The organism is Brachybacterium sp. GCM10030252 (assembly GCF_042666535.1).
Lineage (GTDB): Bacteria > Actinomycetota > Actinomycetes > Actinomycetales > Dermabacteraceae > Brachybacterium.
The window spans coordinates 18,468-41,887 of sequence record NZ_JBHTDM010000008.1; the positions used below are offsets into that span (position 1 = coordinate 18,468).

The following is a 23,420-nucleotide window of genomic DNA, read 5'->3' on the forward strand; positions in this document are numbered from 1 at the left end:
CGGGAGGAGGAAAAGCAATTACCTCGCTGCCGCGTACCCCTTGTGGTATTACCTGCCGGCTGGCCTACTATTCTTGGTGTTCTTCGTCGTCCCCACCCTCGCGTCTTTCTTTTTCAGTCTGACGAGATGGACTCTCTTCGACTGGGAGTTCATTGGCTTCGAGAACTTTCGGCAGTTCCTGTCCGAACCCCAGCTCATCGGATCTCTGCGGAACACGGTGGTCTTCGCCTTTGTGACGAGTGGTGCCAAGGTGGTGCTCGGGATGGCTCTCGGGCTGCTTCTCACCTCGCAGATTCGCGCACGGGGGTTGCTGCGTTCCATGGTGTTCTTCCCGGTTCTGGTCTCGACCATCGGGGTCGGGGTCATGTTCACCACGATGATGCATCCCAGCGATGGGCTCATAAATTCCGCGCTGAGCCTGATCGGGGTCGAAGGCCCCAAGTGGCTGGCAAACCCCCAGCTTGCATTGATCTCCGTCGCGCTGGTGGATATCTGGAAAGGAGTCGGCCTCGCCACTGTCATCTATATGGCAGGTGTGGTGGCTGTTCCCACGGAATACTATGAGGCTGCTAAAGTCGATGGTTCGGGTTCGTGGACCGCCTTCCGTTACGTCACGCTGCCGTTGATTCGTCCGGCAACGTTCACCGTCATCACGCTGTCTCTAATCGGCGGGCTTCGCAGCTTCGATCTCATCTGGGCGATGACTGGCGGCGGGCCGGGGTTCGCCTCCGATGTGATCGCCTCGGTGATCTACAAGCAGTACCAGGCGGGTTTCTACGGTCTGTCGACTGCAGGCAACGTCATCCTGTTCCTCGTGGTCATGGTGATCGTGCTTCCACTCAACCACTTCATGCGGAAGGCGGAGATCGACCAATGAGAACCCGTGTCCGAATCAACGTGGTCAGTGCGCTCACACTCGTTCTATTCGTGCTTGTGTTCGTGGTCCCATTCGCCTTGGTGGTAAATAACGCCGTGAAGGACCGGCAAGAGTCCTCCCGACTGGATCTGTCCATGCCGACATCGTTCCACTTCGTGGAGAATCTGCGCGAAGTGTTCCAGGCACGTGACTACATGCTTGTGACGGCCATGGTGAACAGCACGATTCTGACGGTCACGAGCGTGGCAGGCATGGTGGTCGTGGCAGCAATGGTCGGGTTCGTGCTGCAGCGACGTCGGAGCCGGCTCAATGGCGTGGTGAACGCCGCTGTTCTGATGGGGCTCATCGTGCCGCCCGCGGTGGTTCCTACTATCTGGGTGCTGCAGTCGATCGGGTTGTTCAAGACGTTGCCGGGCCTTATCCTGGTCGAGATCACCTTTGGCATATCGTTCTGCGTGCTCCTGTTCCGCGCTTTCATGTCCACGGTCCCGAGGGAGCTCGACGAGGCCGCGATCATCGATGGCTGCGGCCCTCTCAGGCTCTTCTTCAGGGTCATTCTCCCTCTTCTCAAGCCGACCGTCGTCACGGTGATAGTCGTGCAGTCGGTCGCGGTATTCAATGATTTCGTGCATCCCCTTTATTTCCTCCCGGGCGAAGAGAATGCAACGGTGCAGCTAACCCTGTACAACTTCATGAGCCAATACTCTACGCAATGGAATCTGCTCTTCATGAATATTTTGCTCATCACGATTCCGCCGTTAATCGTGTTTCTGTTCTTCAATCGACAGATTGTTGCAGGGATGACGTCCGGGGCCGTGAAGGGGTGACGTCCGCACTGCTCGACGCTCCGAGCCTCCGCGGCTTGCCTCGAGGCAGGTCGTCTTGAGACCTGGGCCGAGCTTCCGTACCCCCCATGATCGAGGGAGAGCATCCATGCCCACCCGCCGTACTGCGCTTGACCCGACCTCGCTCGCCGGCCTCGCATCCTGCGGTGCGAACGCCGCGGACGCGGGAGCAGGCGGCTCCGACGAGGGTGGCCTGCGTTTCGCCTGGTGGGGCAACACCGAGCGCGACGAGTTCGCCAAGCAGGCGATCCAGGCGTACACCGAGGTCGCGCCCGAGGTGAGCGTCCCGCGTGCGCGGTCGGTGACTTGATCTCCCGTTACATGGAAGACGTGCTGTTCAGGCGCGAGCCCACCGCCGCGGTGCAGGCAGTGGCCTACGAAGCACCGGCACTGCTTGAGTGATCGCAGCGCGGTAAGGTCGCGGAGTCGCTGGTCTGTGAGGTGAGGAGTGTGGGGGAATGGTCGGTAGTCGTCCGGTCAGCATGAAGGACGTCGCCCGACACGCGAACGTCTCGGTGGGAACGGTGTCCAATGTCCTCAATCGCCCGGACATCGTCTCCCCGGACCGCCGGGAGCGCGTAGAACAGGCAATCAGTGAGCTCGGATACGTCCGCAACGACGCCGCCCGTCAGCTCAAGCTTGGCCGCTCCCATACCGTCGGCGCCATCGTCCTGGACTCCGGCAACCCGTTCTACGCTCAGCTGGTGGGCGGTATCGAAGCGGCTGGTGAGAGCTCCTCTCTTGCGGTGATCTCCGGCAGCACGAACAACCGTGAGCAGCGCGAGAGGCTGTATCTCTCGCTGTTCGAGGAGCAGCGCGTGCGAGGCATCCTGCTCGCCTCCACCGGCGGCACACGGGACGTCATCGAGGGGATCCGGGGTCGCGGCACGCCCGTCGTGCTCGTCGAGAGTGAACGCGAGGCCGGGGGAGGGTCCTCACTGAGCGTCGACGACATCGCCGGCGGCGAGATCGCTGCACGCCATCTCCTCTCGCGAGGCCGGCGTCGGATCGCGGTGGTCAGTGCTCGTCAGGACCTGCGCCAGGTCGCGGATCGCCTCCGAGGTGCCCGCCGCGCCGCCGCCGACGCCGGGCTCGAGATCGAAGTGCTTGACGCGGAGGATCTCACCGTCCTCGCCGGTCGCCACGTCGGGGAGCGAATCGTCGGCCGCCCTCGGCCCGAACGGCCCGACGCGATCTTCTGCGTGAACGACCTGCTCGCCGTCGGCGTGCTGCAGGCCTTCGCGTTCCGCCATCAGGTCGCGGTGCCGGAGGAGATCGCGCTGGTGGGCTACGACGACATCGCCTTCGCAAGCAGCACCGTCGTGCCGCTGACCTCCGTCTCCCAGCCCTCGGACCTCATGGGGCGCACCGCACTCGCGCTGCTGGAGGAGGAGATCGCCAACCCCGAGTCTCCGCCGCGGCATGTCAGCTTCACGCCGGAGTTGGTCGAACGGGAGTCCACGGCAGTCTGAGCAGATCATCGCGAGAGCGGCTGGGACCGCGAGGTCGGCTCCCCCTCGCGGACCCAAAGGTGCCAGGGTACGACCGCGATTCCGTCGGCCCTCCGGTACGCCGTACGGCCCGTCGTGAGGAACGCAGCGCACTTCCGTACAGATTCGCAGACTTCTGCCGTACAACTTCGCAACGCTCTACCGTACAGATTCGCAGGCACTCACCGTACAGTTTCGAGGCGGTTCACCGTACAGGTTCGCAAAACTGTCCGGTCAGCGTCGCACCCGGTACGGAACCGACACCGCTCAGGACGGTGCGAATCTGCTCAGCTCGGCCCCGGCGCGAATGCGCGCGCGCATCGCCTCCGCGCTGTCCTCGATCGCGCCGAGAGCCGCCGCTTGGACGGCAATGTTCCCCAGGGCGGTGGCCTCCACGGGGCCGGCCACCACCTCGACGCCCAGGGCGTCGGCCGTCAGCTGATTCAGCAGGGCGCCCTGACTGCCGCCACCGACGACGTGGACTCTCGCCGGCGTCCCCGTCCCGGCCAGCTCACAGGCCGTGGTCACGGCGTCGCGGTAGGCGATGGCCAGGGAGTCGAGAAGGCAGCGCACGATCTCGGCACTCGTCCGCGGGACGTCGTGCTCGCCGTGTGCTGCCGGTCCCGGGCGTGCGGCCCGGGCCACCCGGTCGGCCATCGCCCCGGGCGGCAGGAACTGGGAATCGGTGGCGTCGATGACGAATCGTCCGCCGGGCTCGGCGGCGGCCGCCTCCAGAAGCTCCTCGAGCTCGGTCTGGCGGCCCTCCTCGGACCACTGGCGCATGCACTCCGAGACCAGCCACAGGCCCATGACGTTCTGCAGGAAGCGGGTCGTGCCGCCGACGCCGCCCTCGTTGGTGAAGCCGGCCCGTCGGGCGGCCTCGGTGGGGATCGGTTCGCGCAGCTCCAGCCCCACCAGAGACCAGGTGCCCGAGGAGATGTAGGCGATGGGGCCGTCGGTCGTGGACTCGACGCTCGTTGCGGAGGGAACCGCAAGCACCGCCGAGGCGGTGTCGTGCGAGCCGACGGCGGTCACCGCCACCCCGTCCAGACCCAGTTCGGCGGCTATTTCCTCCCGCACCTCCCCGATGCGCTCACCCGGCTCGATCAGCGGGGCGAAGATCGCAAGATCCACCCCGACCGCTGCCAACAGTTCGGGGGAGAAGGTGCGCCCGCGCACGTCGAACAGCCCCGTGGTGGAGGCGTTGGTGACCTCCGTGCGCCGCTGCCCCGTCAGCAGGAAGGCGAAGTAGTCCGGCAGCATCAGGGCGTGGGAGCCCTCGGGCAGGTCCCGCAGGCGCTCGTCGGCGGCGAACTGGTAGATCGTGTTGAACGGCTGCTGGGCGATGCCGGTGATCTCGAACTGCCGCTCGCGGCTGACGCGTTCGGCGACCTCGTCGGCCACCCCGTCGGTGCGGGAGTCGCGATAGGAGATCGCGTTCCCGATCCGGGACCCGTCGGGCCCGACGAGCACGTAGTCCACCGCCCAGGAGTCGATGCCGATCGAGGCCAGCTCCAGCCCGCGCTCGCGCGCGAGAGCGGCCGCCTCGCGCAGACCGCCCTGGATCTGGGCCCACAGCTCGTCGATGTCCCAGGTGAGGTGACCGTCCTGGTCACGCAGCTCGTGGGCGAAGCGCCGTGCCTCGGTCAGCTCGATGCCCGCGGCGGAGACCACGCCGAGCATCACCCGGGCGGACGTCGCGCCGAGATCGACCGCGGCGATCGCCACGGGTGGCACCGCCGCGGCCTGCGCGGAGCCCTGCACCTCCTCGTGCACCATGCCGTCCCGTCCCCTCAGCGCAGGAACGCTGCGGCGACGCCGGCGTCGACCGGGACGTGCAGGCCCGTGGTGTGCGAGAGATCCCCGGCCGTCAACGCGTACACGGCGTTCGCGACGTTCTCCGGCAGCACCTCCCGCTTCAGCAGGGTGCGCTGGGCATAGAACTCGCCGAGCTTCTCCTCCTCGACGCCGTAGACCTTCGCCCGCGAGGCGCCCCAGCCGCCGGCGAAGATGCCCGAGCCGCGCACCACGCCGTCGGGGTTGATGCCGTTGACGCGGATCTGGTCCCCGCCCAGCTCCGCGGCGAGCAGTCGCACCTGGTGCGCCTGATCGGCCTTGGTGGCGGAGTAGGCGATGTTGTTGGGCCCGGCGAACACGGAGTTCTTCGAGGAGATGTAGATGATGTCCCCGCCCATGGCCTGGTCGATCATCACCCTCGCGGTCTCGCGGGAGACCAGGAAGGAGCCGCGGGCCATCACGTCGTGCTGGAGGTCCCAGTCCTTCGCGGTGGTCTCCAGCAGCGGCTTGGACAGCGAGAGTCCGGCGTTGTTGACGATCAGGTCGAGCCCGCCGAAGGGCAGCACGGCCTCGCGGACCATCTCGACCACGGCCTGCTCATCGGAGACGTCGGCCTTCAGAGCCACCGCCACATCCGGCCCGCCGAGCTCCTCGGCGACCGCTTCGGCGTTCTCGAGGTTCAGATCGGCGATCACGACGCACGCGCCCTCGGCGACCAGCCGGGTGGCGGTGGCCTTGCCGATGCCGGAGCCGCCGCCGGTGACCAGGGCGACGCGGGTGGCCAGGGGCTTGGGCGTCGGACGGCGCTGCAGCTTCGCCTCCTCGAGAGCCCAGTACTCGATGCGGAACTTCTCGGACTCGTCGATGGGGGAGTAGGTCGAGATCGCCTCCGCCCCACGCATCACATTGATCGCATTGACGTAGAACTCGCCGGCCACGCGGGCGGTCTGCTTGTCCTTGCCGAAGGAGAACATGCCCACCCCGGGGACCAGCACGATCGCCGGGTCCGCGCCGCGCATGGCGGGGGAGTCCGCGTCGGCGTGGCGCTGGTAGTAGTCGGTGTAGTCGGCGCGGTAGGCCTCGTGCAGTTCCCGCAGCCGGGCGACGGCGTCCTCGATCGGGGCATCGGCCGGGAGGTCCAGGACCAGGGGCTTGACCTTGGTGCGCAGGAAGTGGTCGGGGCAGGAGGTGCCCAGCTCCGCCAGCGGCGCCAGTTTCTCGCTTGCCAGGAACTCGTGGACGGAGTCGGTGTCCGTCCAGTGCCCGACCATGGGAGCGTCCGTCGAGGCCAGCCCGCGGACGACGGGGAACAGAGCCGAGGCCTTCGCCCGACGCTCGGCCTCGGGCAGAGCCGCCCGGGCGGGGTCGTGGGCGCCGAACGGCTCTGCGGCGCCGGTGGCCTCGATGAACTCGGTGGCCTCGCGGATGATCCGCAGCGAGTTCTGCTGAGCCTGCTCGGACGTCTCGCCCCAGGCGGTGATGCCGTGACCTCCCAGGATGCAGCCGATCGCCTGCGGGTTCTGCCTCTTGATCGCGGCGATGTCCAGGCCCAGCTGGAAACCGGGGCGGCGCCAGGGCACCCACACCACGGCCTCGCCGAAGCACTCGCGGGTCAGTCTCTCCCCGTCGGCCGCCGTCGCCAGGGCGATCCCGGCATCGGGGTGGAGATGATCGACATGGGGCGCGTCGACCAGGGCGTGCATCGCGGTGTCGATCGACGGGGCGGCACCGCCCTTGCCGTGCAGGCAGTAGTCGAAGGCCGCGACCATCTCGTCCTCGCGCTCCACGCCCGGGTACACGTCCTGCAGGGCCCGCACGCGGTCCAGTCGCAGCACCGCCAGGCCCTTCTCGGTCAGGGTGCCGAGATCGCCGCCGGAGCCCTTGACCCACAGCAGCTCGATCTCCTCGGCGGTGACGGGGTCGACGTCGGTGCCCTTGGCCGAGGTGTTGCCACCGGCGTAGTTGGTGTTGCGCGGATCCGCGCCCAGCTCGTTCGAGCGGGCGATCAGGGCGCCGACGGTCTCGGTGGCCGTGCCACCGGCGGTACGGCCCGTGCCGCCCGCGGCGCCGGCAGTGGTGCTGTGCTCGTTCATACTCAGGCTCCCCATCCCATCTGGTTCCCGCCGACGCGCTCGGCGGCGACCTTCTCCTCGTAGCCGCTGGAGCGGAACGCGGTGAACGGGTCCGTCGGCAGTCCCTGCTCCTCGCGCAGCGCCGCCAGCGCCGGGCGCACATCGGTCCAGAACGCGTCCATCAGGATCCCGTGCGCCTCGAGCACGTCGTGGCGCTGCTGCGCGTCATCGAGCGTCTCGCGATCCACCAGCAGCGCCTTGGCCAGGGTCTCCTGCACGTTCAGGACGGAGCGGATCTGGCCCTGGATCTTCGACTCCAGGTTGTGGCACTGGTCCAGCATGAAGTTCACGCCCGATGCGGGTCGGTGGGCATCCTGCTGGACGATCTCGAACAGGATCCGGAACAGCTGGAACGGGTCCGCGGAGCCGACGATGAGGTCGTCGTCGGCGTAGTTGCGCGAGTTGAAGTCGAAGGCGCCCAGCCGGTTCTGGCGCAGCAGCTGGGCGACGATGAACTCGATGTTGGTGCCGGGGGCGTGGTGGCCGGTATCGAGCACCACCATGGCCTGCTCGCCGAGGGCGAGGCAGTGCAGCAGGCTGGTGCCCCAGTCAGGAACGTCCGTGTGGTAGAAGGCCGGCTCGAAGAACTTGTACTCGAGCACCATGCGCTCGCCGTCGTGGAGAGCCGCGTAGATCTCCCTCAGGGACTCGGCGAGGTGGTCCTGGCGGCGGCGGATCGAGTCCTGACCGGCGTAGTTGGTGCCGTCGGCCAGCCAGATCTTCAGCTCGTGCGACCCGGTGGCGCGCATGACCTCGAGGCATTCGAGATGATGATCGATCGCGCGGCGTCGCACGGCGGCATCGGTGTGGGTGAGCGAGCCGAACTTGTACTCGTCGTCCTGGAAGGTGTTGGAGTTGATCATCCCGATCCGCACGCCCTGCTCCTCGGCGAAGGAACGCAGCGCTGCGAAGTCCTCCACCTTGTCCCAGGGGTAGTGCAGGGAGACCCGCGGTGCGGCACCGGTGTACGCATGGGTCTGGGCGGCGTCGGCGATCTTCTCGAACGGGTCCCGGGGAGTGCCCGGAGTGCCGAACACCTTGAAACGGGTTCCGGAGTTGCCGTAGCCCCAGCTGGGCACCTCGATGGTGAATTCGCGCAGGTCGCGCGCGACGTTCTCGGGTAAGGCGGGCAGGGGAGCGGGGGCCATGAGGAGCTCCTTCGTGGTCGGGCTTCGTGGGTCGTCGACGCTGACGGGCCGGATCCTGTGCGTCCGGAGACGTCGTGCCGAGCAGGGTGACTGCACGGTATCCGTCGCCCGGCGCGGGTTGAAACGACTCAACAACCGTAGCACGGGGGTCTCGGAATGCGCCAGAGCGCGGACGCTGCCGAGATCACGCGGCGTGGGCCGAGAACTGCAGCTCCAGTTCGCTCTCCTCGGGGCCGGGCTCCTCATCGCTCACGGGTTCGACCAGCACCTGCACCGTGATCCCCAGCTCCGTCGTGGTCCCTGGGGGAACCGGTCCGGAGATCACCGTCCACGTCCCCGGCGGTGACAGCGTCAGCGCGTTGGTCGCCTCCGCCGTGGGAAACATGGCGGCGGGCTCAGCGTCGTCCGCCGAGACCACGGGAGTCAGCTCCGCAGAGTTCTGCACGCTCGCTCTCTGCTGCTCCTCTGCCGGCGTCGTGAACTCGATGACCGCGGGGATCTCGAGGTCCAGTGTGCTGACCTGCCAGACCTGTCCCTCCGGCGCCCACCCGAGGCCACCCACCCAGGGCAGTTCGTCGGGGCCGGCGAGGGTGCACGACGTCGGATCGCCGTGGGAGGCCCACCCCGACGGCAGGACCTCCGCGTCGCACTCCCCGGACGGAGTGGATCCGGAGGTGGGGAGGGCGGCGAACGTGCCGGCGTCGGTGACACCGTCCGGTGTGATGACCTGATCCTCTCCATCGAAGCTGACGGTCATCACCGGTTCCACCGGCCCGCGGTCCACGGCCAGGAGGAATCCGACCCTGGTCAGCTGCATCCGTCCGTCGTCCCAGAACAGATCGGCGATCTCCGGCCCGAGATCATAGGCCTGGTCACCGACGGCCACGGTGACCTGCGGCGGGGGCATCTGCGAGTCCGGCAGGCGCATCGCACGGAGTCCGTCGGGCACGACGGTCTCCAGTTCGACCGGCAGGTAATGGCCGCCGCGCGGGGCCTTGGGGAAGGGGGCCTCGTCCATGGTCAGGACCGGCGTCTCGCGGGTCGGTTCGCCGAACCGCACCGTGAGCCCGCCGGTGGGGTAGACGACGTCGATGGGGTCGCCGAGTTCCTCGTCCAGCGAGAGGCCGCGGACGATGATCTCGCCCGGCTCGCTGCGCGGAGCGGTGTCCCAGGGGCGCGCCACCCCGGTCCACACGCCGGCGACCACGAGCAGCACGGCGAGGGTCAGGCCGCCGGCGAGGCGGACCGGCCGCGACGAGCGGGACGACGTGGCGGCATCGATCTCGGATGTCGCCGCAGCGGTGTCCTCGCGCGCATTCTGCTCGTCATCGCTCATCCAGTCATTCTGTGGTGCTGAGGAGTTCTCGGCCATGGGGAGAAGTCCCCTCACCCGTCAGGGCGGCGATCCGGTGGGAGGCGGAGGACCCTCGAAGGGTGGCGAATCCGCGTGTACTCTCGGCCTCACAGCGCACCGACGGCTCGTGAGCCCGACGCTCGCGATCGGTGCACGGGGAGAGGCGGCGGGGCCATGTCAGATCGCACTGCTGTGCCGGTGATCAGCGTGATCATCCCGGTGTTCAACGGGGAGGCGACGATAGATGCGCAGCTCGATGCGCTCGCCGCCCAGCCCTTCGACCTGCCCTGGGAATTGCTGATCGCCGACAACGGGTCCCGCGACCGGACGCGGGAAGTGGTGCTCGCGCGGCGCGCGAGGTTCCCGGCGCCGCTGCGGGTTCTCGACGCCGGGGCGCGGAAGGGGGTCGCCCACCCGCGCAACGCCGGCGTGCTCGCCGCCCGTGGCGCAGCGGTCGCGTTCTGCGATGCCGATGACGTGGTCGGGCCCAACTGGCTGGCCGGGGCCCACCGCGGGCTGCAGGAGCACGACGTGGTCGGCGGGCCGATCCGACGACTCACCGAACCCTTCGACCCGGACTCCGAACTGCTCGGATTCGACTCCGTCTCCGACGGGGAGATGGTGGGCAGCAACATCGCGATCCGGCGCGACATCTACCTGGCGGCCGGTGGGTTCGAGGAGGCCTGGCGCCGTTACGGACGCGAGGACTACGAGTTCGGAGTGCGGCTGCGCTCCCACGGTGCCCGGTTCGGCCGTGACCCCGACATGCTGAACTACTACCGCCTCGTCGAGGATCAGTGGAAGTTCACCCGCAAGATCTACGCCAGCGGCCGGTCGGACGTCGACGTGTGGCGTCGGCATCCGGAGGTCTTCCCTGGGCGGCTGGGGCGCGGAGCCGTGCTGCGCGAGTCCCTCTCCCTGCCGTGGAACCTGCTGCGGGCAGGACGCTCCGGTGGCCACCGCCGGATGGCCCGCACGGTCGTCGACCTCGCCGCTCACGCCCGGGAACTGCTGCCGCCCCAGAGGCCCATGCCGCCACCGGTGCTGATCGAGGAGACGACCCCGCCTCGCGAGATCGACGGCGATGCTCAGCCCTTCCGGGCATCGCGCCAGTGAAGCGCGCGCCGGTGTGCCGCCGGTGAGAGCTTCACCAGCGCCCAGGACCCGGCCTCGGCGCGGTGGCCGCCCCGCAGGAGTGCGAGAAGACCGCCGAGCGTGATGCGGCTGCGCGCCCAGTCCGTCACCTCGCGCCGCAGCGCGGAATCCTGTTGCTGCCGGGCCGCCTTGTGCAGGATGTGGGTGACGTTGTGGCGCTCGAGCTCCTGGTACAGCTCCTCGGCCTCCGCCGCGGGGAAGGTCTGCTGCAGCGTGGGGCGGACGATGGCCGGTACTCCGACCAGGTCCCACACCGACTCGCTCAGTCCCCCCGAGGTGGAGTCCGGGCTGATCGTGTACCGGTACAGCGGCTCGGACAGGTAGGCCACGGTGCGGGCGCGGGCGAACAGCCGGGCGACGAGCACGAAATCCGAGTAGGTCTCGCCGTCCGGGGCCCGGAGGGGTTCCGGGTCGCCGTGGCCCGGCCGGGTCCCGTTGCGCTCGGTCCGGCCGAGGGCGGTGCGCCACAGCATGTGCTGACTGCCCACGATCCGGTTGTGGATGAGGGCGGCCAGCGCCTCGGTCCCCGTCGAAAGTCCCGCCGGCGGGTCGAAGGGCAGCGGCCCCAGCTCCTTGCCGCCGCGCACCGCCATCAGCGGAAGCATCACCACGTCGGCCTCCGCGTCCTCGCCCTCGGCCAGGAGCGCCTCGAGGTAGCTCGGCTCCACGATGTCGTCGGCGTCGACGAACGTGATCCACTCGCCCCGGGCACGGTCGAGAGCGTGATTGGTGACCCGGGCGTAGCCTCCGTTGGCCGGCCGGCGATCCACGACGATCCGCGGGTCATCGGGAAGCTCGGAGGCGTCGGGCACCGGATCCCGACGCGACCCGTCGTCGATCAGGAGGATCTCGATCTCCTCCACGCTCTGGGCGAGGACGGACTCCAGCGTGGGCCGCAGCTGGGACCCCGCCTCGTAGCAGGCGATGACCACGGTGGCTCGGGGTGTGGTGCTCATGCGCGATCACCGCTCGCGAGATGGCGGGGGCCGGAGATTCCAGCGCCGGAGAGCATTCGGCATGGCCGCGGCGCGCTGAGGAGGTCCATGGGCGTCAGTGTCGCACCCCGGTGGTGGGTGCGCTGGGCGTTCGGGAAGCGGGAGCGGATCTCAGGGGGCCGGGATGAAACCCTCCGCACGCACCGCCCAATGCGGCGGAAACCCGGGATGCGGGCGCTGCGGGCCGTCGTCCCAGCCCCCGGCCATGAGGGCGACGGCAGCGAGCAGGCCACCGTTGCCGGGCAGGTACAGCGGCAGCGAGTCCGACTGCCGGTTGTGCCCGTTGACCAGCACCTGGTTCTTCGTGGTCCGGGTGAGGAGGAAGTCCACGGCATCGTCGGGCATTCCCAGGCGGGCCGCGGTCATGGCGAGCACGGGGTAGTCCCAGCCCCAGGTGCTGCCCAGATCCCATCGCGCCAGCACATCCTGGAGCGTCGCCCGCATGACGTGCGGATCCACTCGCGACGTCTCCGGCAGCACGCCGAGCGCGCAGAGCATCGAGGGGTGGTCCTCGTAGATCGTCCACGGGTCGCCCTCGATCGCCGGATACAGTCCGTCGCGGACCACCGGCGCGATGATGCCGTCTCGGACCTCGATCCAGGCCCGCGGCACCTCCACGCCGAGCCGGGCGTTCCAGGCGCAGGCGACGTCGAGCGCCCAGTGCCAGTAGACGAGCTCGAACGCCGGGTTGCGCACGGCGCGGCGCACATCGGCGTAGCTCTCCTGCGCGGGGATGAGCGGGGAGGGGAGCTCGTAGCCGCGCTCGGTGCGCTCCGGATAGGAGGCCATGAAGTCGGCCGTCTCCGTGACGATCTCGTGGAGCTCGGTGAGCACGTCCGGCACTCCGCCGGCCCGGCGCAGGAGCTCGGCCAGGTAGATCGGGTGGGGCTGCTGCCAGATCAGGAAGGGGCCGATCCCGCTGGGCGTCTCCTCCCCCTCCGGGCCGACCTGCTTCGGCCATCGTGCCCCGTCGTATCCCTGCAGGGCGGCCATCTCGCGGGCTCGAGGCAGGATCGAGCGGTACCACCCCATGCTCCGGTGCAGCAGCTCCGGCCTGCCCCACATCGGGAAGTGCGCGGCGTGCCACCAGTGCATCTCCAGGTGCGACTTCCCGCGCCACGAGTTGCACACCAGACCGGTCTCCTGCGGCGGCATCCGCCCGGAGCAGTTGACCGCGGTCAGGTACTGGGACAGCACCACTCGCCGTTCGAGCTCGTGGGCGCGAGGGTCATCGACATCTCCCAGGTCGAGCGCTGCTCCCGAATCCCAGAACGTGCGCCAGTGCGCGGTGCTGCGGCGGCGGACGGTCTCGACATCCGGCAGCGGCTGGGTCGGCGCGGAGGCGCCGGGGGTGAACTCCACGACGATCTCGGCGACCGGGCCCGGCGTCGTGAGGCGGAATTCGTGGTCATCGGCGGCGTCGAGACGGGCGCCGGACTCGGGACGGGCGTGCTCCCCTCCGGTGTTCTCGGGGCGCCCGTCCTGGCCGCGTTCGTCGTGAGGCTCGTCGGCCCGGAGCCTGGCCTGATACGTGGTCGCGTCGAGCTCACGAGCCAGCACCCAGTCATCCTGGCCCACCGGGGTGCAGGTGGTGCGGTGCCGCTCCGGGGCGGTCCAGTCCTGGGCGTTGTGCCAGTCCTGGCTCCCGTAGCTGAAGGCGAGGCCGACGGCGAGGCGGTTCCCGAGGCCCGCGGACCGGATCCGCAGCGCCAGCAGGTCGCGGTGAGGATCGCAGAGTGTCTCCACCTCCACGGGGATACCGGCGATCTCCACCAGACTGTGGATGCTCCCGGTCAGCAGGGATAGCTGCTGACGGACCGTGCGGACGTCAGCGTCGTGGAGAGGCTTGCCGTCCAGCAGGAACCCGATCCTGCCCAGATCGAGCCGATGCGGATTCCCGCGCAGCAACCGGTCCCGGTCGCTCTCCCCGTCGTGGTGCCCGCCCTGCAGGTCCACGTACGGAACGGATCCGTGCGGGGCGTCATAGGCGGTCAGAGCATCGCGCCACGAGTACCTCGCGGCCTCGGGCATGCTGTGCCACCCCCAGGTCGACTGCGTGCCCAGCAACGTCCCCGGTGGGCCCGACGATTCGCGCGGCGCCACGGGGTACGCCCCGGGGAGGGACTGCAGCCCGGTCACATCGACCGTGACGGCGAAGTCGCCGTTCCCGACGGTCAGCGGTGCGGCGGGGTCGAGCTCGGTGAGCACGACGTCGTGGCGGCCGACGACGGCGCGACGGTCGATCGGCCGGGCAGGGCCGGTGGACGACGGGTTGCTCGGCTGCATGCCTGGACCATACGTCAGAGGAAAGCGGTTGACACTCCGCATGGAACGATTCAGAATTCATGGGCCTGCGACGAAGGAGTCTTGATGCCCGCTGCTGCGGAACCGGTCCGACCCGACCTCGACACCCTGCTGACCACCACGGACGCCCGCAGCCCCTCCCGCTGCTGCTTCCTGCTCCACGTGCGCCCCGAGCGGCTGGCCGAGTACGTCGAGGTCCACCAGCGGGTGTGGGAGGAGATGCGCGAGGCTCTCACCGCGGCCGGGTGGCGCAACTACTCCCTGTTCCTGCGGCCGGAGGACGGCATGGTCGTCGGATACTTCGAGGCCGACGACGTCGACGCCGCCCAGGACGCCATCGCCCGCACCGACGTGGCCGCCCGCTGGGAGGAGACGATGAGGGAGTACTTCGCCCCCGGCGGCGGCGACAAGCAGGTCCTCCCGCAGTACTTCTACCTGCCCTGACGCCTGTCGCAGGCGCCGCGGCGACCACCCGCGACCCCCTGGGATCCCGGCCCGAAGACCCGGGCTCCCGCCCCGAGCACTCGAAGGAGAGACATGCCGGATGACGACCGAGCCGCGACGGACGTCGCCGGGCCCCGGCCCGGAACCGTCCACGGCTGGAAGGCGACGATCGCCGTGGCGATGTCGAACTACATCGAAGCCGGTTCCATCATCGCCCTGGCCACCAGCCTCACCCTGTGGCAGGAGTTCTTCGGCTTCTCCGACTGGACCGTCGGCCTGGTCGCCGCGCTGTCGGCCAACGCGTTCGGCGCCGCGATCGGTGCCGCGATCGGTGGTCCGCTCGGTGACCGCTACGGCCGGAAGTTCATCTACACCTATGACCTGGTGCTCTACATGGTCGGCACCCTGCTGGTCGTGTTCGCCACCCAGGCATGGATGCTCGTGGTGGGCGTGGTCCTGACCGGCATCGCCGTCGGCGCCGGGGTCCCCGTCGCCTGGACCTACATCGCCGAGCAGGCGCCCCGGCTGCGGCGCGCACGGCACGTGGGCACCGCCCAGCTCGCCTGGTCGCTGGGCCCTGCGGTGGTGTTCGCGATCGCCACCGCGCTGGTCCCCCTCGGTGTGCTCGGAACCCGGATCGTCTTCGCCCACCTCTTCGTGATCGCCCTGGTCACCTGGTGGGTGCGGCGCGGCCTGGCGGAATCGACGATCTGGACGGCGCAGAAGGACGATCGCGACGCGGCCACCTCGCGGGGCGAGACCGTGCGGCACCGGGGGCTGCGCGAGCTCCTCTCCCACCCCCGCAACGTCAAGGCGCTGCTGTTCCTCATCGGCGTCTACACCCTGTGGAACACCGTGGCCGGCCAGATGGGCATCTTCATGCCCCGGGTGTATCAGACGGCCGGCGTCGAGAACCCCGCGAACCAGAACCTGCTGCAGGTGCTGCTGTGGACCATGACGGTCGTGGCCACCTACTTCGGGTTCATGCTGCTGGGGGACAGGATCGACCGGCGCCTGCTGTACGGCATCGGCGCCGCGCTGGGGATCATCGCCTGGGTTCTGCTGGTCTTCACCCACGTCACGATGCCTTTGCTGATCATGTTCGCCGTGATCTGGGGCGTCTCCGCCGGCATCGGCGCCCAGGCGTTCTATGCCCTGTGGACGGCCGAGATGTTCGCGACGCCCTACCGCGCCAGCGCCCAGGGCGTGCTGTTCTTCATCGCCCGCATCGCCGTGGGACTGCTGAGCTACTTCTTCCCGACGCTGCTGGCGCTGCAGGGCGTGGCATTCGTCGGCACGATCATGATCGTGCTGCTGGTCGGCTCGCTGCTGATCGGGGTGATCGGGGCGCCGGACACGCGCGGCAAGAGCCTCGAGCAGATCGAGGAAGAACGCTACGGAGCGCGGGTCCAGCCATGAGAATGCCCAGTGAGGCGCGGGCCGCGCAGCGTCCCGCCGAGAGGAGACAGCGACTGTGAACACCACGTCGACGCAGGTCATCAACCGCAACGGAGCCTGGTGCTGGTTCCAGGACGAACGCGCCCTGGTCGATGCCGAGAAGGGGGTCCTGGTCGTCGGCTCGGTCGCCTCCGGCGGCGGCGAGCACGGCCACCGGCGCAAGGGAGACGTGGATCTGACAGTCGTGGACCTGGCCTCCGGGCGGGCCGACGTCGTCACTCTGCACCCCGGCCTGGAGGCCGATGACCACAACGCCCCCGCGCTGTTCCACCGGCCCGACGGTCGCTGGCTCGCCGTCTACACCCGGCACAAGAGCGACCCCTTCACCCGCTGGCGGGTGAGCGCCCCGGGCGACCCCACCACGTGGGGTGAGGAGCGGACCTTCGACTGGAGCGAGCACACCGCGGGCGGCGGCGTCACGTACTCCAACTTGCGCGAGGTCGACGGCCGCCTGTACTGCTTCGCCCGGGCCGTGAACGACGATCCCTGCGCCCTGGTCTCCACCGACCACGGAGAGAGCTGGCAGTACGCGGGCCGGCTCGTCGGCCGCCCCAAGATCGGCTACGTCAACGGCTACGCCCGCTACGCGGACGGCCAGCGCGGCCTGCACCTCCTGGTCACCGACCACCACCCGCGCGACCACGACAACTCGATCTACCACGGCTATCTCTCCGGCGGCCGGCTCCACGACAGCCGGGGCCGCGCGCTGGAGTCCCCGCTGCTGAGCGAGCCCGCACCGGATCAGGCGCTGCTGACCACGGTCCTGGAGGCCGGCACCGAGCTCGGCGGCGCACGCCTCGGCCACGCGTGGACCACAGACCTCCGCGAGGCCGACGGGACGCTCGCGGCCGTGATGACGGCCCGCGCCGACCACGTGGCAGCGCCCGACGGCTCGGATCTCGGCCGCAACGTCGAGGTCCCCGACCTGCGGTTCGTCTACGCCCGCCTCGGGGCCGACGGGACCTGGGGCACCTCGCCGCTGGCCAAGGCAGGCCCCGGACTGCTGCCTCACGAGCAGGACTACACCGGCCTGGCCGCGATCGATCCCTACGACGTCGATACCGTCGTCATCTCCACGCCCATCGACCCGCGCGATGACGCCCGCCTCGCCCGGCGCGAGCTGTTCGAGGGACGCACCGAGGACGAGGGCCGCAGCTGGCGATGGACCCCGCTCACCCAGGACTCCGAGGTCGACAACCTGCGCCCGATCATCGCCCCCGGCGACCCGGAGACCACGCGTCTGCTGTGGTTCCGCGGCGACATGCGCTCCTCACAGGACTACGACTGCGAGATCGCCCTGCGCAGCACGCCACGGCGCCGCGCGAGGTCCGAGGAATCGGCTCCCGCCGCGGAGACCGCCACCTCGGAGGCCGCCACCTCGGAGGCCGCCACCGCGGAGACCGCTACCGCGGAGACGGCCATGGTCGCGCGACTCAGCACGCTGCGCGGCCACGCCACCTGGGACGAGGCCGGGCAGGACGCCCAGCGCGCCTGGGAGGCCCCGTACGGGCCCGCCGAGCAGTGGCCGCTCACCGTGGAGGACCGCCTGCTGCCCGGGCCGCACGGTCGGGTGCCGGTGCGGCTGTACACCCCGCAGGCCCCGGCCACCGGCCCACGCCCCTGCCTGGTGTGGCTGCACGGCGGTGCCTTCGTCCACGGTGACCTCGACATGCCCGAGGGCGACCACGTGGCGCGCGGCGTCGCGGGCCGGGCCGACGCGGTCGTGGTCTCCGTCGACTACCGCCTGTGCGATCAGCCCGACGGCACGCCCGCGCGAGGGTTCCCCGACGGTCCCGGCCACGTCCATGCCCCGATCCCCCTGGACGATGCGTGCGCGGCCATGGCGTGGGTGCGGAAGAACGCGGAGAGCCTCGGCATCGACCCGGCCCGGATCGCGATCGGCGGTGCCAGCGCGGGCGGTGCCCTGGCCGCGGCCGGGTCGCTTCGGCTGGCCGAGGAGGGCGCACCACCGGCGGCGTCCCTGCTGATGTACCCGGTGGCGCATCCGCTGATGCCGGAGGCGACCCCCGAGGAGGCCGAGGCGCTCGCCGCCACGCCGGAGATGCTCAGGTTCCCGCCCGAGCGGATGCGGGAGATGTCCGAGAACTATCTCGGCGGGCCGCTGCCGGAGGCGAGCCCGTACGAGTTCCCAGGACTGGCGAGCCGCGAGCAGCTGGCCGTGCTGCCCCGCACTTACCTCGAGGCCGACGAGTTCGACGACCTGCGCCTCAGCGCCCGCCGCTATGCCGAGCAGCTGCGCGAGGCCGGGGTCGACGTCGAGTACGTCGTCTGTCGCGGCGTCTCCCACGGGCATCTGAACAAGGTGGGCCTGCCGCAGGCCTTCGCCTCGATGGACACGATGGCGAAGCTGCTTGGCGAACTCTGAGTGCGGCGGGGCCGCTCGCTCTCACTCCCGGATCACAGCCACCCAGCTGACCTGGATGTCCGGTGACCGTGTCGGATGCAGGGTCAGCGTGATCGCTCCGGAGGCGTCGGGCCGGATCCCGGTGTACGCCGCCGCCTCCGCGGTGCCGGTGAACAACCGCTGCGTCTCGGTGACCTCGCCGTTGACGCGCACCTCGGCGGCTCGGTTCGCCCACGGCCAGGGGTCGTAGTAGCCGACGTGGACCGCATAGCTCGCCTCGTCGAGGTTTCCGAACCGGTAGGTGAGGTCATCGTGATCGGTCCCGTAGCGCAGTGAGCGGTCCATCGAGTCCGTCGCGCTGCCCGAGGACTGCGAGCGACCCTCATAGCCCCACCGGGCGCCGGTGCCGGGATCCGTGCCGAAGGGCTGATCCGCCGCCGAGTTCCGCAGCGGTCGGCCCGACGCCTCCTGGCGCAGTGCGAGGTAGTCGCTGGTCTCCGCCCCGCCGGCGTTGACCAGGTAGGCGATGTGGTGGGGAGCAACCAGCACCAGCCGGCGCAGCGTCAGGCCCTCGGGCCCCGCCAGGGTGCCGGTGACTTCGACCTGCCCGGGGCGGTCGAGCTCGGCCTGCCAGCTCACGTGGCGCGTCTCCGCAGCGCTCCCGTCAATGTGCAGTCGTGCGGTGCGCGGCAGGCGCTCGGTCTGGCCGAAGCGGACGGAGGCCGGCATTCGCGCCTCGACGGTGTAGACGGGCTGGGCAGGCTGATCCTCCCAGCTCCAGCTCTCCTCCCAGAGGATCGAGGTCTCGGTGCCCTCGCCGAAGCGCATGGGCAGCCACACGTAGGGGGAGCCGGCGAGGTCGGAGGGCGTCCAGCGGTCGCCCATGTAGATATAGACGCCGCGCTCGGGGTCGACAGGGATGACGCAGGTGCTCTGCGAGCCGTACGTGTCCGACGCTCCCTCACCGCTGATGGGGCTGCCGTGATCGGTCCACTCGCCGAGGATCTCCGTGGCCGTGGCGTACTGGGCCGGGTTCGGGTCCCAGCCCGTCGCGCCCGACGTGATCAGGTAGTACGTGCCCGCGCGCTTGAACAGGGCGGGCGCCTCGCGGTGGGCGCCGATGTAGGGCCGGGTGAAGTCCACGCCCTTGACCGCGTCCTCCGGGCCGGTGGCCAGGTACGTGAACTCCTCGTCGAGCCGGGAGATGAACAGCGAGTAGTTCTCCTCGCTGGAGTAGATGATGTACGCCGTGCCGTCGTCGTCGAGGAACAGGTTCATGTCCCGCGCCATCCCCGGGTTGTCCGGCTGGTAGTTCTCCTCGCCCTCGGGAGCGACGTGCAGACGGTAGCTGTCGATCCACCGGAACGGCCCGGTGGGGGAGTCGGCCACGGCCACACCCGCCCGCGCCTTGGCGTACTGCGCGTTGGACGTCTCGGACGGCCCGTCGGCGTGAACCCACATCACCCACGTCCCCCGAACCTCGTTGCGCAGGACCTTGGGTCGCTCGAGGATCGCGGGGTTCGCCTCGGTGTCGGGATCGTTGACCGTGACCAGGTCGCGGATCACCGCGGCCTTCTCGTCGTCGGTGTAGTCCCCGTACAGCGCGGTGAAGTACGGGTCGCTCTCGAGCTGGTCGGCGTGGTCGAGGGCGCGCAGCGCCAGCCCTTCGTCCTCCCAGGAGTACAGGTCGCGAGAGGAGTACACGTGGATGCCGGGACTGTCGTGGTACCCGTTCGAGCGGTCCTCGCCGTACCAGTAGTACAAGGGTCCCTCGGCGTCCGCGGTGACCAGCACCTGGCCACCGTGAGCCTGGATGATCTCGCCATCGGTGTCCTGCCACGGCTCGCCCGGGGAGAAGGAGCCCGCCGGATCCGGGGAGGGATCCTCGGCCCAGGCGGCGGTGGTGGCCAGGCCGGCCAGCGGTGCGGCGAGCAGAGCGCCGGTCAGGACGCGGCGGCGGGGAAGAGGTGTGGAGCGGTGCGGCACGGAGGACTCCTCGTCGAGTCGTGTCATTCGCCGGAAAGCGTTTTACCGTGCTCCACGGTAGCGCAGCGGAGCGGTGCCGTGGGCTGGAACCACGAGATCGATAGCGGTGGAGCCGGGAGCGACGTCGGTCTTCCCTCAGGCCCCCAGCAGGCGCTCGACGTAAGCGTTCGTGAACTTCCGGCCCGGATCGAGCCGGTCGCGCAGGGCGAGGAAGTCCGGCAGGCGCGGGTACTGCGCCCGCACGGTCTCAGGATCCAGGGTGAACACCTTGCCCCAGTGCGGGCGCGGTGCGAACGGGGCCAGGCGCTCCTCGATCTCCGGGAGCAGCGCGTCCACCTCTGCCGGCAGCTGCTTCCACGTGAAGTGCACGCACGCGCTGTCGCGCTGGTAGGCGGGGGAGAGCCAGAGCTCGTCGGCCGCGACGGTGCGCACCTCCGAGGCGTGCAGCAGAGGACGGATCCGCTCACCCAGCTCCGTCACGGCGGCCAGTGCCTCGCCCACCTGCTCGCGCGGGATGAGGTACTCCGACTGGATTTCCTCCCCGTTGCTCGGGGTGAACTCGAGCCGGAAATGGGGCAGGCGTTCATGGGACGGGCCGGGTTCGCCGGTCTGGTCGGTGGTGAAGTCCGCCGGCATGCCCGGCAGCGGGTGGACGGCCTCCAGGGCGCGCCGGCCACCGAGCCACGCATCGGGCAGTGGATCCTCGACGGCGGCGGACTGCTTGACCCAGGCCTGGGCGATGCGGCCGTCCCAGTGGTGGAACAGGCTCACGCTGTACCCGCCGGCGAGCATGGCCAGCAGATCCGCCGAGCCCATCCGGTCCGCGGGGAAGTCCAGGTGGACGCTCTGGCGCACCTCGAACGCGGGCACCAGGTCGAGGGTCAGGTGCGTGGTGATGCCGAGCGAGCCGAGGGCGAGGATCACCCCGCCGAAGATCTCCGGGTCCCGCTCGCGGGTGAGCTCGAGCAGGTCGCCGTCGGCCGTGACCATCTCGATCGACCGCACCGAGGCCGCCAGCGCGCGGTTGCCGTCGCCGGAGCCGTGGGTGCCGGTCGCGCTGGCCCCCGCCACCGAGATGTGGGGGAGCGAGCCCATGTTCGCCAGCGCCCACCCGGCCTCGGCCGCTGCCAGGGCCAGCTCGCCGTAGCGGACGCCGGCGCCGACGCGCGCGGTGCCGGCCGCGGAGTCGATGTCGATGTCCGCGGGCAGCTGCGCCAGGGTCACCAGGTCCGCGTCGCTCGCCGCGATCGCGGAGAAGGAGTGCCGTGTGCCCAGCGCCCGGATCCGCGGGGACGAGGTCACGAGCTCCCGGAGCTCCTCGAGCGATCTCGGGGCGTGCAGCGGGCCGGGACCGTAGTCGATGGTCCCCGACCAGCTCGAGCCAGGGGCCGTGAAGACCGGCTCGTGCCGGGGCTCGGGAGAGGTCATGCGCGCCACCTCGTCGTGTCGCCGGGCTGGCTCAGAAGCCCTGGCCGAGGCGGTAGAAGACCTGGTTGGTGCGCAGCTCCTGGGCGAAGGAGCGCACGGTCGTCTCCTCGTCGATGACGGCGAGCTCGAGGTCGCCGATCTGGGCGAGGTCCTGCCAGGTCTCCAGGTCCACGGCGTTGCTCATCACGGTGTGGTGGGCGGCGCCGGCGGTCAGCCAGCACTCGGCGGAGGTCGCGAAGTCCGGCGCGGGCTCCCACACGGCGCAGGCGACCGGCAGGTTCGGCAGCGCCTCGTCGGGCTCGACGACGTCGACGACGTTGGCGATCAGGCGGAAGCGCTCGCGCATGTCGCTCATGGCCACCACGACGGCCGGGCCGGCGTCGGCCGTGAACTTCAGCCGCACCGGGTCCTCCCGGTCGCCGATGCCCAGCGGATGAATCTCCAGAGAGGGCTTCGAGGTGGTCAGCGAGGGGGAGACCTCGAGCATGTGCGCGCCGAGGATCTTCTCCTTGCCGGGGGTGAGCTCGTAGGTGTAGTCCTCCATGAGGGAGGCGCCGCCGGGCAGGCCGTAGCCCATCACAGCGGCCACGCGCACCAGGATCGCGGTCTTCCAGTCGCCCTCGGCGCCGAAGCCGTACCCGTCGGCCATGAGGCGCTGGACCGCCAGGCCCGGCAGCTGCCGCAGCCCGCCGAGGTCCTCGAAGTTCGTGGTGAACGCGCCGAAACCGCCGGATTCGAGGAACGAGCGCAGCCCCAGCTCCTGGCGGGCGCCGTAGCGCAGCGACTCGTGGCGCTCGCCGCCGGCCCGCAGCTCGGGGGCGAGGTCGTAGAGCTCCTCGTACTCGGACACCAGGGCGTCGATCGCGGAGTCCTCGATGCCGTCGACGACCTCGACCAGATCGTTGACGCCCCAGGTGTTCACGGAGACGCCCAGGCGCAGCTCGGCCTCGGTCTTGTCGCCCTCGGTGACGGCGACGCCGCGCATGTTGTCCCCGAAACGGGCGAGCTTCAGCGAGTGCATCTCGGCCCAGCCGGTGGCGGCGCGGGCCCAGCGGCCCACCTTCGCCTGCACCGACGGATCGCTCGCGTGGCCGACGACGGTCTTGCGGTTCACGCCCAGGCGGGTGGCGATGTAGCCGAACTCGCGGTCGCCGTGGGCGGCCTGGTTGAGGTTCATGAAGTCCATGTCGATGCTGGACCAGGGCAGTTCGACGTTGGCCTGGGTGTGCAGGTGCAGCAGCGGTGTGCGCAGCGCGTCCAGACCCTGGATCCACATCTTGGCCGGGGAGAACGTGTGCATCCAGGCGATGACGCCGACGCAGGCGGGATCGGCGTTGGCGGCCAGGGCGACCTCGCGGATCGCGTCGCGGTCGGTCAGCACCGGCTTCCAGACGATCTTGACGGGGATGTCGCCCGCGGCGTCGAGCGTCTCGGCGATGGTGCGGGACTGGTCGGCGACCTGGTCGAGCGTCTCCGGGCCGTACAGGCCCTGGCTGCCGGTGAGGAACCAGATCTCGCGGGTCTCGAAGGGGTTGTCCACAGTGACTCCTCCAGGGAGAGAAAGAAGGGGCGGGGCGGATGCGTCGCAGGATGGGCCGCACCGCCAGGTGATACTTCTAGGGTGAACGTTCACATCGCGGGA

At 69.8% G+C, this 23,420-nt stretch carries 17 protein-coding genes; 8 read left to right on the forward strand and 9 right to left on the reverse strand.

Features of this window, described 5'->3' with window-relative positions:
- Positions 1-76 precede the first annotated feature (76 nt).
- The 4 genes from ACFQRJ_RS07915 (at position 77) to ACFQRJ_RS07930 (ending at position 3,194) form a co-directional block, all read left to right on the forward strand.
- Positions 77-877: a carbohydrate ABC transporter permease gene (locus ACFQRJ_RS07915; RefSeq protein ID WP_377018446.1), complete on the forward strand. Its 801-nt coding sequence runs from the start codon at positions 77-79 to the stop codon at positions 875-877.
- On the forward strand, positions 874-1,704 hold the full coding sequence (locus ACFQRJ_RS07920) for a carbohydrate ABC transporter permease (RefSeq protein WP_377018447.1): 831 nt from the start codon (positions 874-876) through the stop codon (positions 1,702-1,704). The genes ACFQRJ_RS07915 and ACFQRJ_RS07920 overlap by 4 nt, the downstream gene beginning before the upstream one ends.
- A gap of 106 nt (positions 1,705-1,810) precedes the next feature.
- A complete protein-coding gene (locus ACFQRJ_RS07925; RefSeq protein WP_377018448.1) occupies positions 1,811-2,032 on the forward strand; it encodes a hypothetical protein in 222 nt (73 codons plus the stop codon).
- Between the two features lie 148 nt (positions 2,033-2,180).
- Positions 2,181-3,194 carry a LacI family DNA-binding transcriptional regulator gene (locus ACFQRJ_RS07930; protein WP_377018449.1) on the forward strand — a complete coding sequence of 338 codons (1,014 nt, stop codon included), beginning with the start codon at positions 2,181-2,183 and terminating at the stop codon, positions 3,192-3,194.
- Positions 3,195-3,479: 285 nt separating this feature from the next.
- On the opposite strand, the gene ACFQRJ_RS07935 is transcribed toward ACFQRJ_RS07930, so the two are convergent.
- From ACFQRJ_RS07935 to ACFQRJ_RS07950, 4 genes are all read right to left on the reverse strand, one after another.
- Positions 3,480-4,991, reverse strand: coding sequence for a rhamnulokinase family protein (locus tag ACFQRJ_RS07935; RefSeq protein ID WP_377018450.1), 1,512 nt, complete (start codon positions 4,989-4,991; stop codon positions 3,480-3,482).
- A gap of 14 nt (positions 4,992-5,005) precedes the next feature.
- On the reverse strand, positions 5,006-7,102 hold the full coding sequence (locus ACFQRJ_RS07940) for a bifunctional aldolase/short-chain dehydrogenase (protein ID WP_377018451.1): 2,097 nt from the start codon (positions 7,100-7,102) through the stop codon (positions 5,006-5,008).
- Positions 7,103-7,104: 2 nt separating this feature from the next.
- Entirely contained in the window at positions 7,105-8,289 is a 1,185-nt protein-coding gene (rhaI, locus tag ACFQRJ_RS07945) for an L-rhamnose isomerase (protein WP_377018452.1), read from the reverse strand.
- Positions 8,290-8,473: 184 nt separating this feature from the next.
- Entirely contained in the window at positions 8,474-9,625 is a 1,152-nt protein-coding gene (locus ACFQRJ_RS07950) for a hypothetical protein (RefSeq protein WP_377018453.1), read from the reverse strand.
- Positions 9,626-9,817: 192 nt separating this feature from the next.
- Between ACFQRJ_RS07950 and ACFQRJ_RS07955 the strand changes: the two genes are divergently transcribed.
- Complete coding sequence (locus ACFQRJ_RS07955) at positions 9,818-10,759, forward strand: glycosyltransferase (RefSeq protein WP_377018454.1); 942 nt, start codon at positions 9,818-9,820, stop codon at positions 10,757-10,759.
- Here the strand turns inward: ACFQRJ_RS07955 and ACFQRJ_RS07960 are convergent.
- Both ACFQRJ_RS07960 and ACFQRJ_RS07965 read right to left on the reverse strand, forming a co-directional pair.
- Entirely contained in the window at positions 10,732-11,754 is a 1,023-nt protein-coding gene (locus ACFQRJ_RS07960) for a glycosyltransferase family 2 protein (RefSeq protein ID WP_377018455.1), read from the reverse strand. The two genes, ACFQRJ_RS07955 and ACFQRJ_RS07960, sit on opposite strands and share 28 nt — an antisense overlap.
- Positions 11,755-11,904: 150 nt before the next feature.
- A complete protein-coding gene (locus tag ACFQRJ_RS07965; RefSeq protein ID WP_377018456.1) occupies positions 11,905-14,079 on the reverse strand; it encodes a hypothetical protein in 2,175 nt (724 codons plus the stop codon).
- An 84-nt stretch (positions 14,080-14,163) separates the two neighbouring features.
- Between ACFQRJ_RS07965 and ACFQRJ_RS07970 the strand changes: the two genes are divergently transcribed.
- The 3 genes from ACFQRJ_RS07970 to ACFQRJ_RS07980 all read left to right on the forward strand — a co-directional run bounded on the left by ACFQRJ_RS07970 (position 14,164) and on the right by ACFQRJ_RS07980 (position 18,385).
- Positions 14,164-14,541, forward strand: coding sequence for an L-rhamnose mutarotase (locus ACFQRJ_RS07970; RefSeq protein WP_377018457.1), 378 nt, complete (start codon positions 14,164-14,166; stop codon positions 14,539-14,541).
- A 93-nt stretch (positions 14,542-14,634) separates the two neighbouring features.
- Positions 14,635-15,960 carry an MFS transporter gene (locus ACFQRJ_RS07975; RefSeq protein ID WP_377018458.1) on the forward strand — a complete coding sequence of 442 codons (1,326 nt, stop codon included), beginning with the start codon at positions 14,635-14,637 and terminating at the stop codon, positions 15,958-15,960.
- Between the two features lie 55 nt (positions 15,961-16,015).
- On the forward strand, positions 16,016-18,385 hold the full coding sequence (locus tag ACFQRJ_RS07980; protein WP_377018459.1) for an alpha/beta hydrolase fold domain-containing protein: 2,370 nt from the start codon (positions 16,016-16,018) through the stop codon (positions 18,383-18,385).
- Positions 18,386-18,406: 21 nt separating this feature from the next.
- On the opposite strand, the gene ACFQRJ_RS07985 is transcribed toward ACFQRJ_RS07980, so the two are convergent.
- The 3 genes from ACFQRJ_RS07985 to araA form a co-directional block, all read right to left on the reverse strand.
- Positions 18,407-20,377 (reverse strand): glycoside hydrolase family 43 protein, encoded by a 1,971-nt coding sequence (locus ACFQRJ_RS07985; protein WP_377018460.1) that lies wholly within the window; start codon positions 20,375-20,377, stop codon positions 18,407-18,409.
- 108 nt (positions 20,378-20,485) lie between these two features.
- Positions 20,486-21,778: a D-arabinono-1,4-lactone oxidase gene (locus tag ACFQRJ_RS07990; RefSeq protein WP_377018461.1), complete on the reverse strand. Its 1,293-nt coding sequence runs from the start codon at positions 21,776-21,778 to the stop codon at positions 20,486-20,488.
- A gap of 31 nt (positions 21,779-21,809) precedes the next feature.
- Entirely contained in the window at positions 21,810-23,318 is a 1,509-nt protein-coding gene (gene araA, locus ACFQRJ_RS07995) for an L-arabinose isomerase (RefSeq protein WP_377018463.1), read from the reverse strand.
- Positions 23,319-23,420 lie beyond the last annotated feature (102 nt).

What these genes read in the sequence shown, in the direction of transcription:
- ACFQRJ_RS07920 (WP_377018447.1), top strand. Translation starts at nt 874, where the DNA reads ATGAGAACCCGTGTCCGAATCAACGTGGTCAGTGCGCTCACACTCGTT.
- ACFQRJ_RS07925 (WP_377018448.1), top strand. Translation starts at nt 1,811, where the DNA reads ATGCCCACCCGCCGTACTGCGCTTGACCCGACCTCGCTCGCCGGCCTC.
- ACFQRJ_RS07930 (WP_377018449.1), top strand. Translation starts at nt 2,181, where the DNA reads ATGGTCGGTAGTCGTCCGGTCAGCATGAAGGACGTCGCCCGACACGCG.
- ACFQRJ_RS07935 (WP_377018450.1), bottom strand. Translation starts at nt 4,991, where the DNA reads ATGGTGCACGAGGAGGTGCAGGGCTCCGCGCAGGCCGCGGCGGTGCCA.
- ACFQRJ_RS07940 (WP_377018451.1), bottom strand. Translation starts at nt 7,102, where the DNA reads ATGAACGAGCACAGCACCACTGCCGGCGCCGCGGGCGGCACGGGCCGT.
- rhaI (WP_377018452.1), bottom strand. Translation starts at nt 8,289, where the DNA reads ATGGCCCCCGCTCCCCTGCCCGCCTTACCCGAGAACGTCGCGCGCGAC.
- ACFQRJ_RS07950 (WP_377018453.1), bottom strand. Translation starts at nt 9,625, where the DNA reads ATGAGCGATGACGAGCAGAATGCGCGCGAGGACACCGCTGCGGCGACA.
- ACFQRJ_RS07955 (WP_377018454.1), top strand. Translation starts at nt 9,818, where the DNA reads ATGTCAGATCGCACTGCTGTGCCGGTGATCAGCGTGATCATCCCGGTG.
- ACFQRJ_RS07960 (WP_377018455.1), bottom strand. Translation starts at nt 11,754, where the DNA reads ATGAGCACCACACCCCGAGCCACCGTGGTCATCGCCTGCTACGAGGCG.
- ACFQRJ_RS07965 (WP_377018456.1), bottom strand. Translation starts at nt 14,079, where the DNA reads ATGCAGCCGAGCAACCCGTCGTCCACCGGCCCTGCCCGGCCGATCGAC.
- ACFQRJ_RS07970 (WP_377018457.1), top strand. Translation starts at nt 14,164, where the DNA reads ATGCCCGCTGCTGCGGAACCGGTCCGACCCGACCTCGACACCCTGCTG.
- ACFQRJ_RS07975 (WP_377018458.1), top strand. Translation starts at nt 14,635, where the DNA reads ATGCCGGATGACGACCGAGCCGCGACGGACGTCGCCGGGCCCCGGCCC.
- ACFQRJ_RS07985 (WP_377018460.1), bottom strand. Translation starts at nt 20,377, where the DNA reads ATGACACGACTCGACGAGGAGTCCTCCGTGCCGCACCGCTCCACACCT.
- ACFQRJ_RS07990 (WP_377018461.1), bottom strand. Translation starts at nt 21,778, where the DNA reads ATGACCTCTCCCGAGCCCCGGCACGAGCCGGTCTTCACGGCCCCTGGC.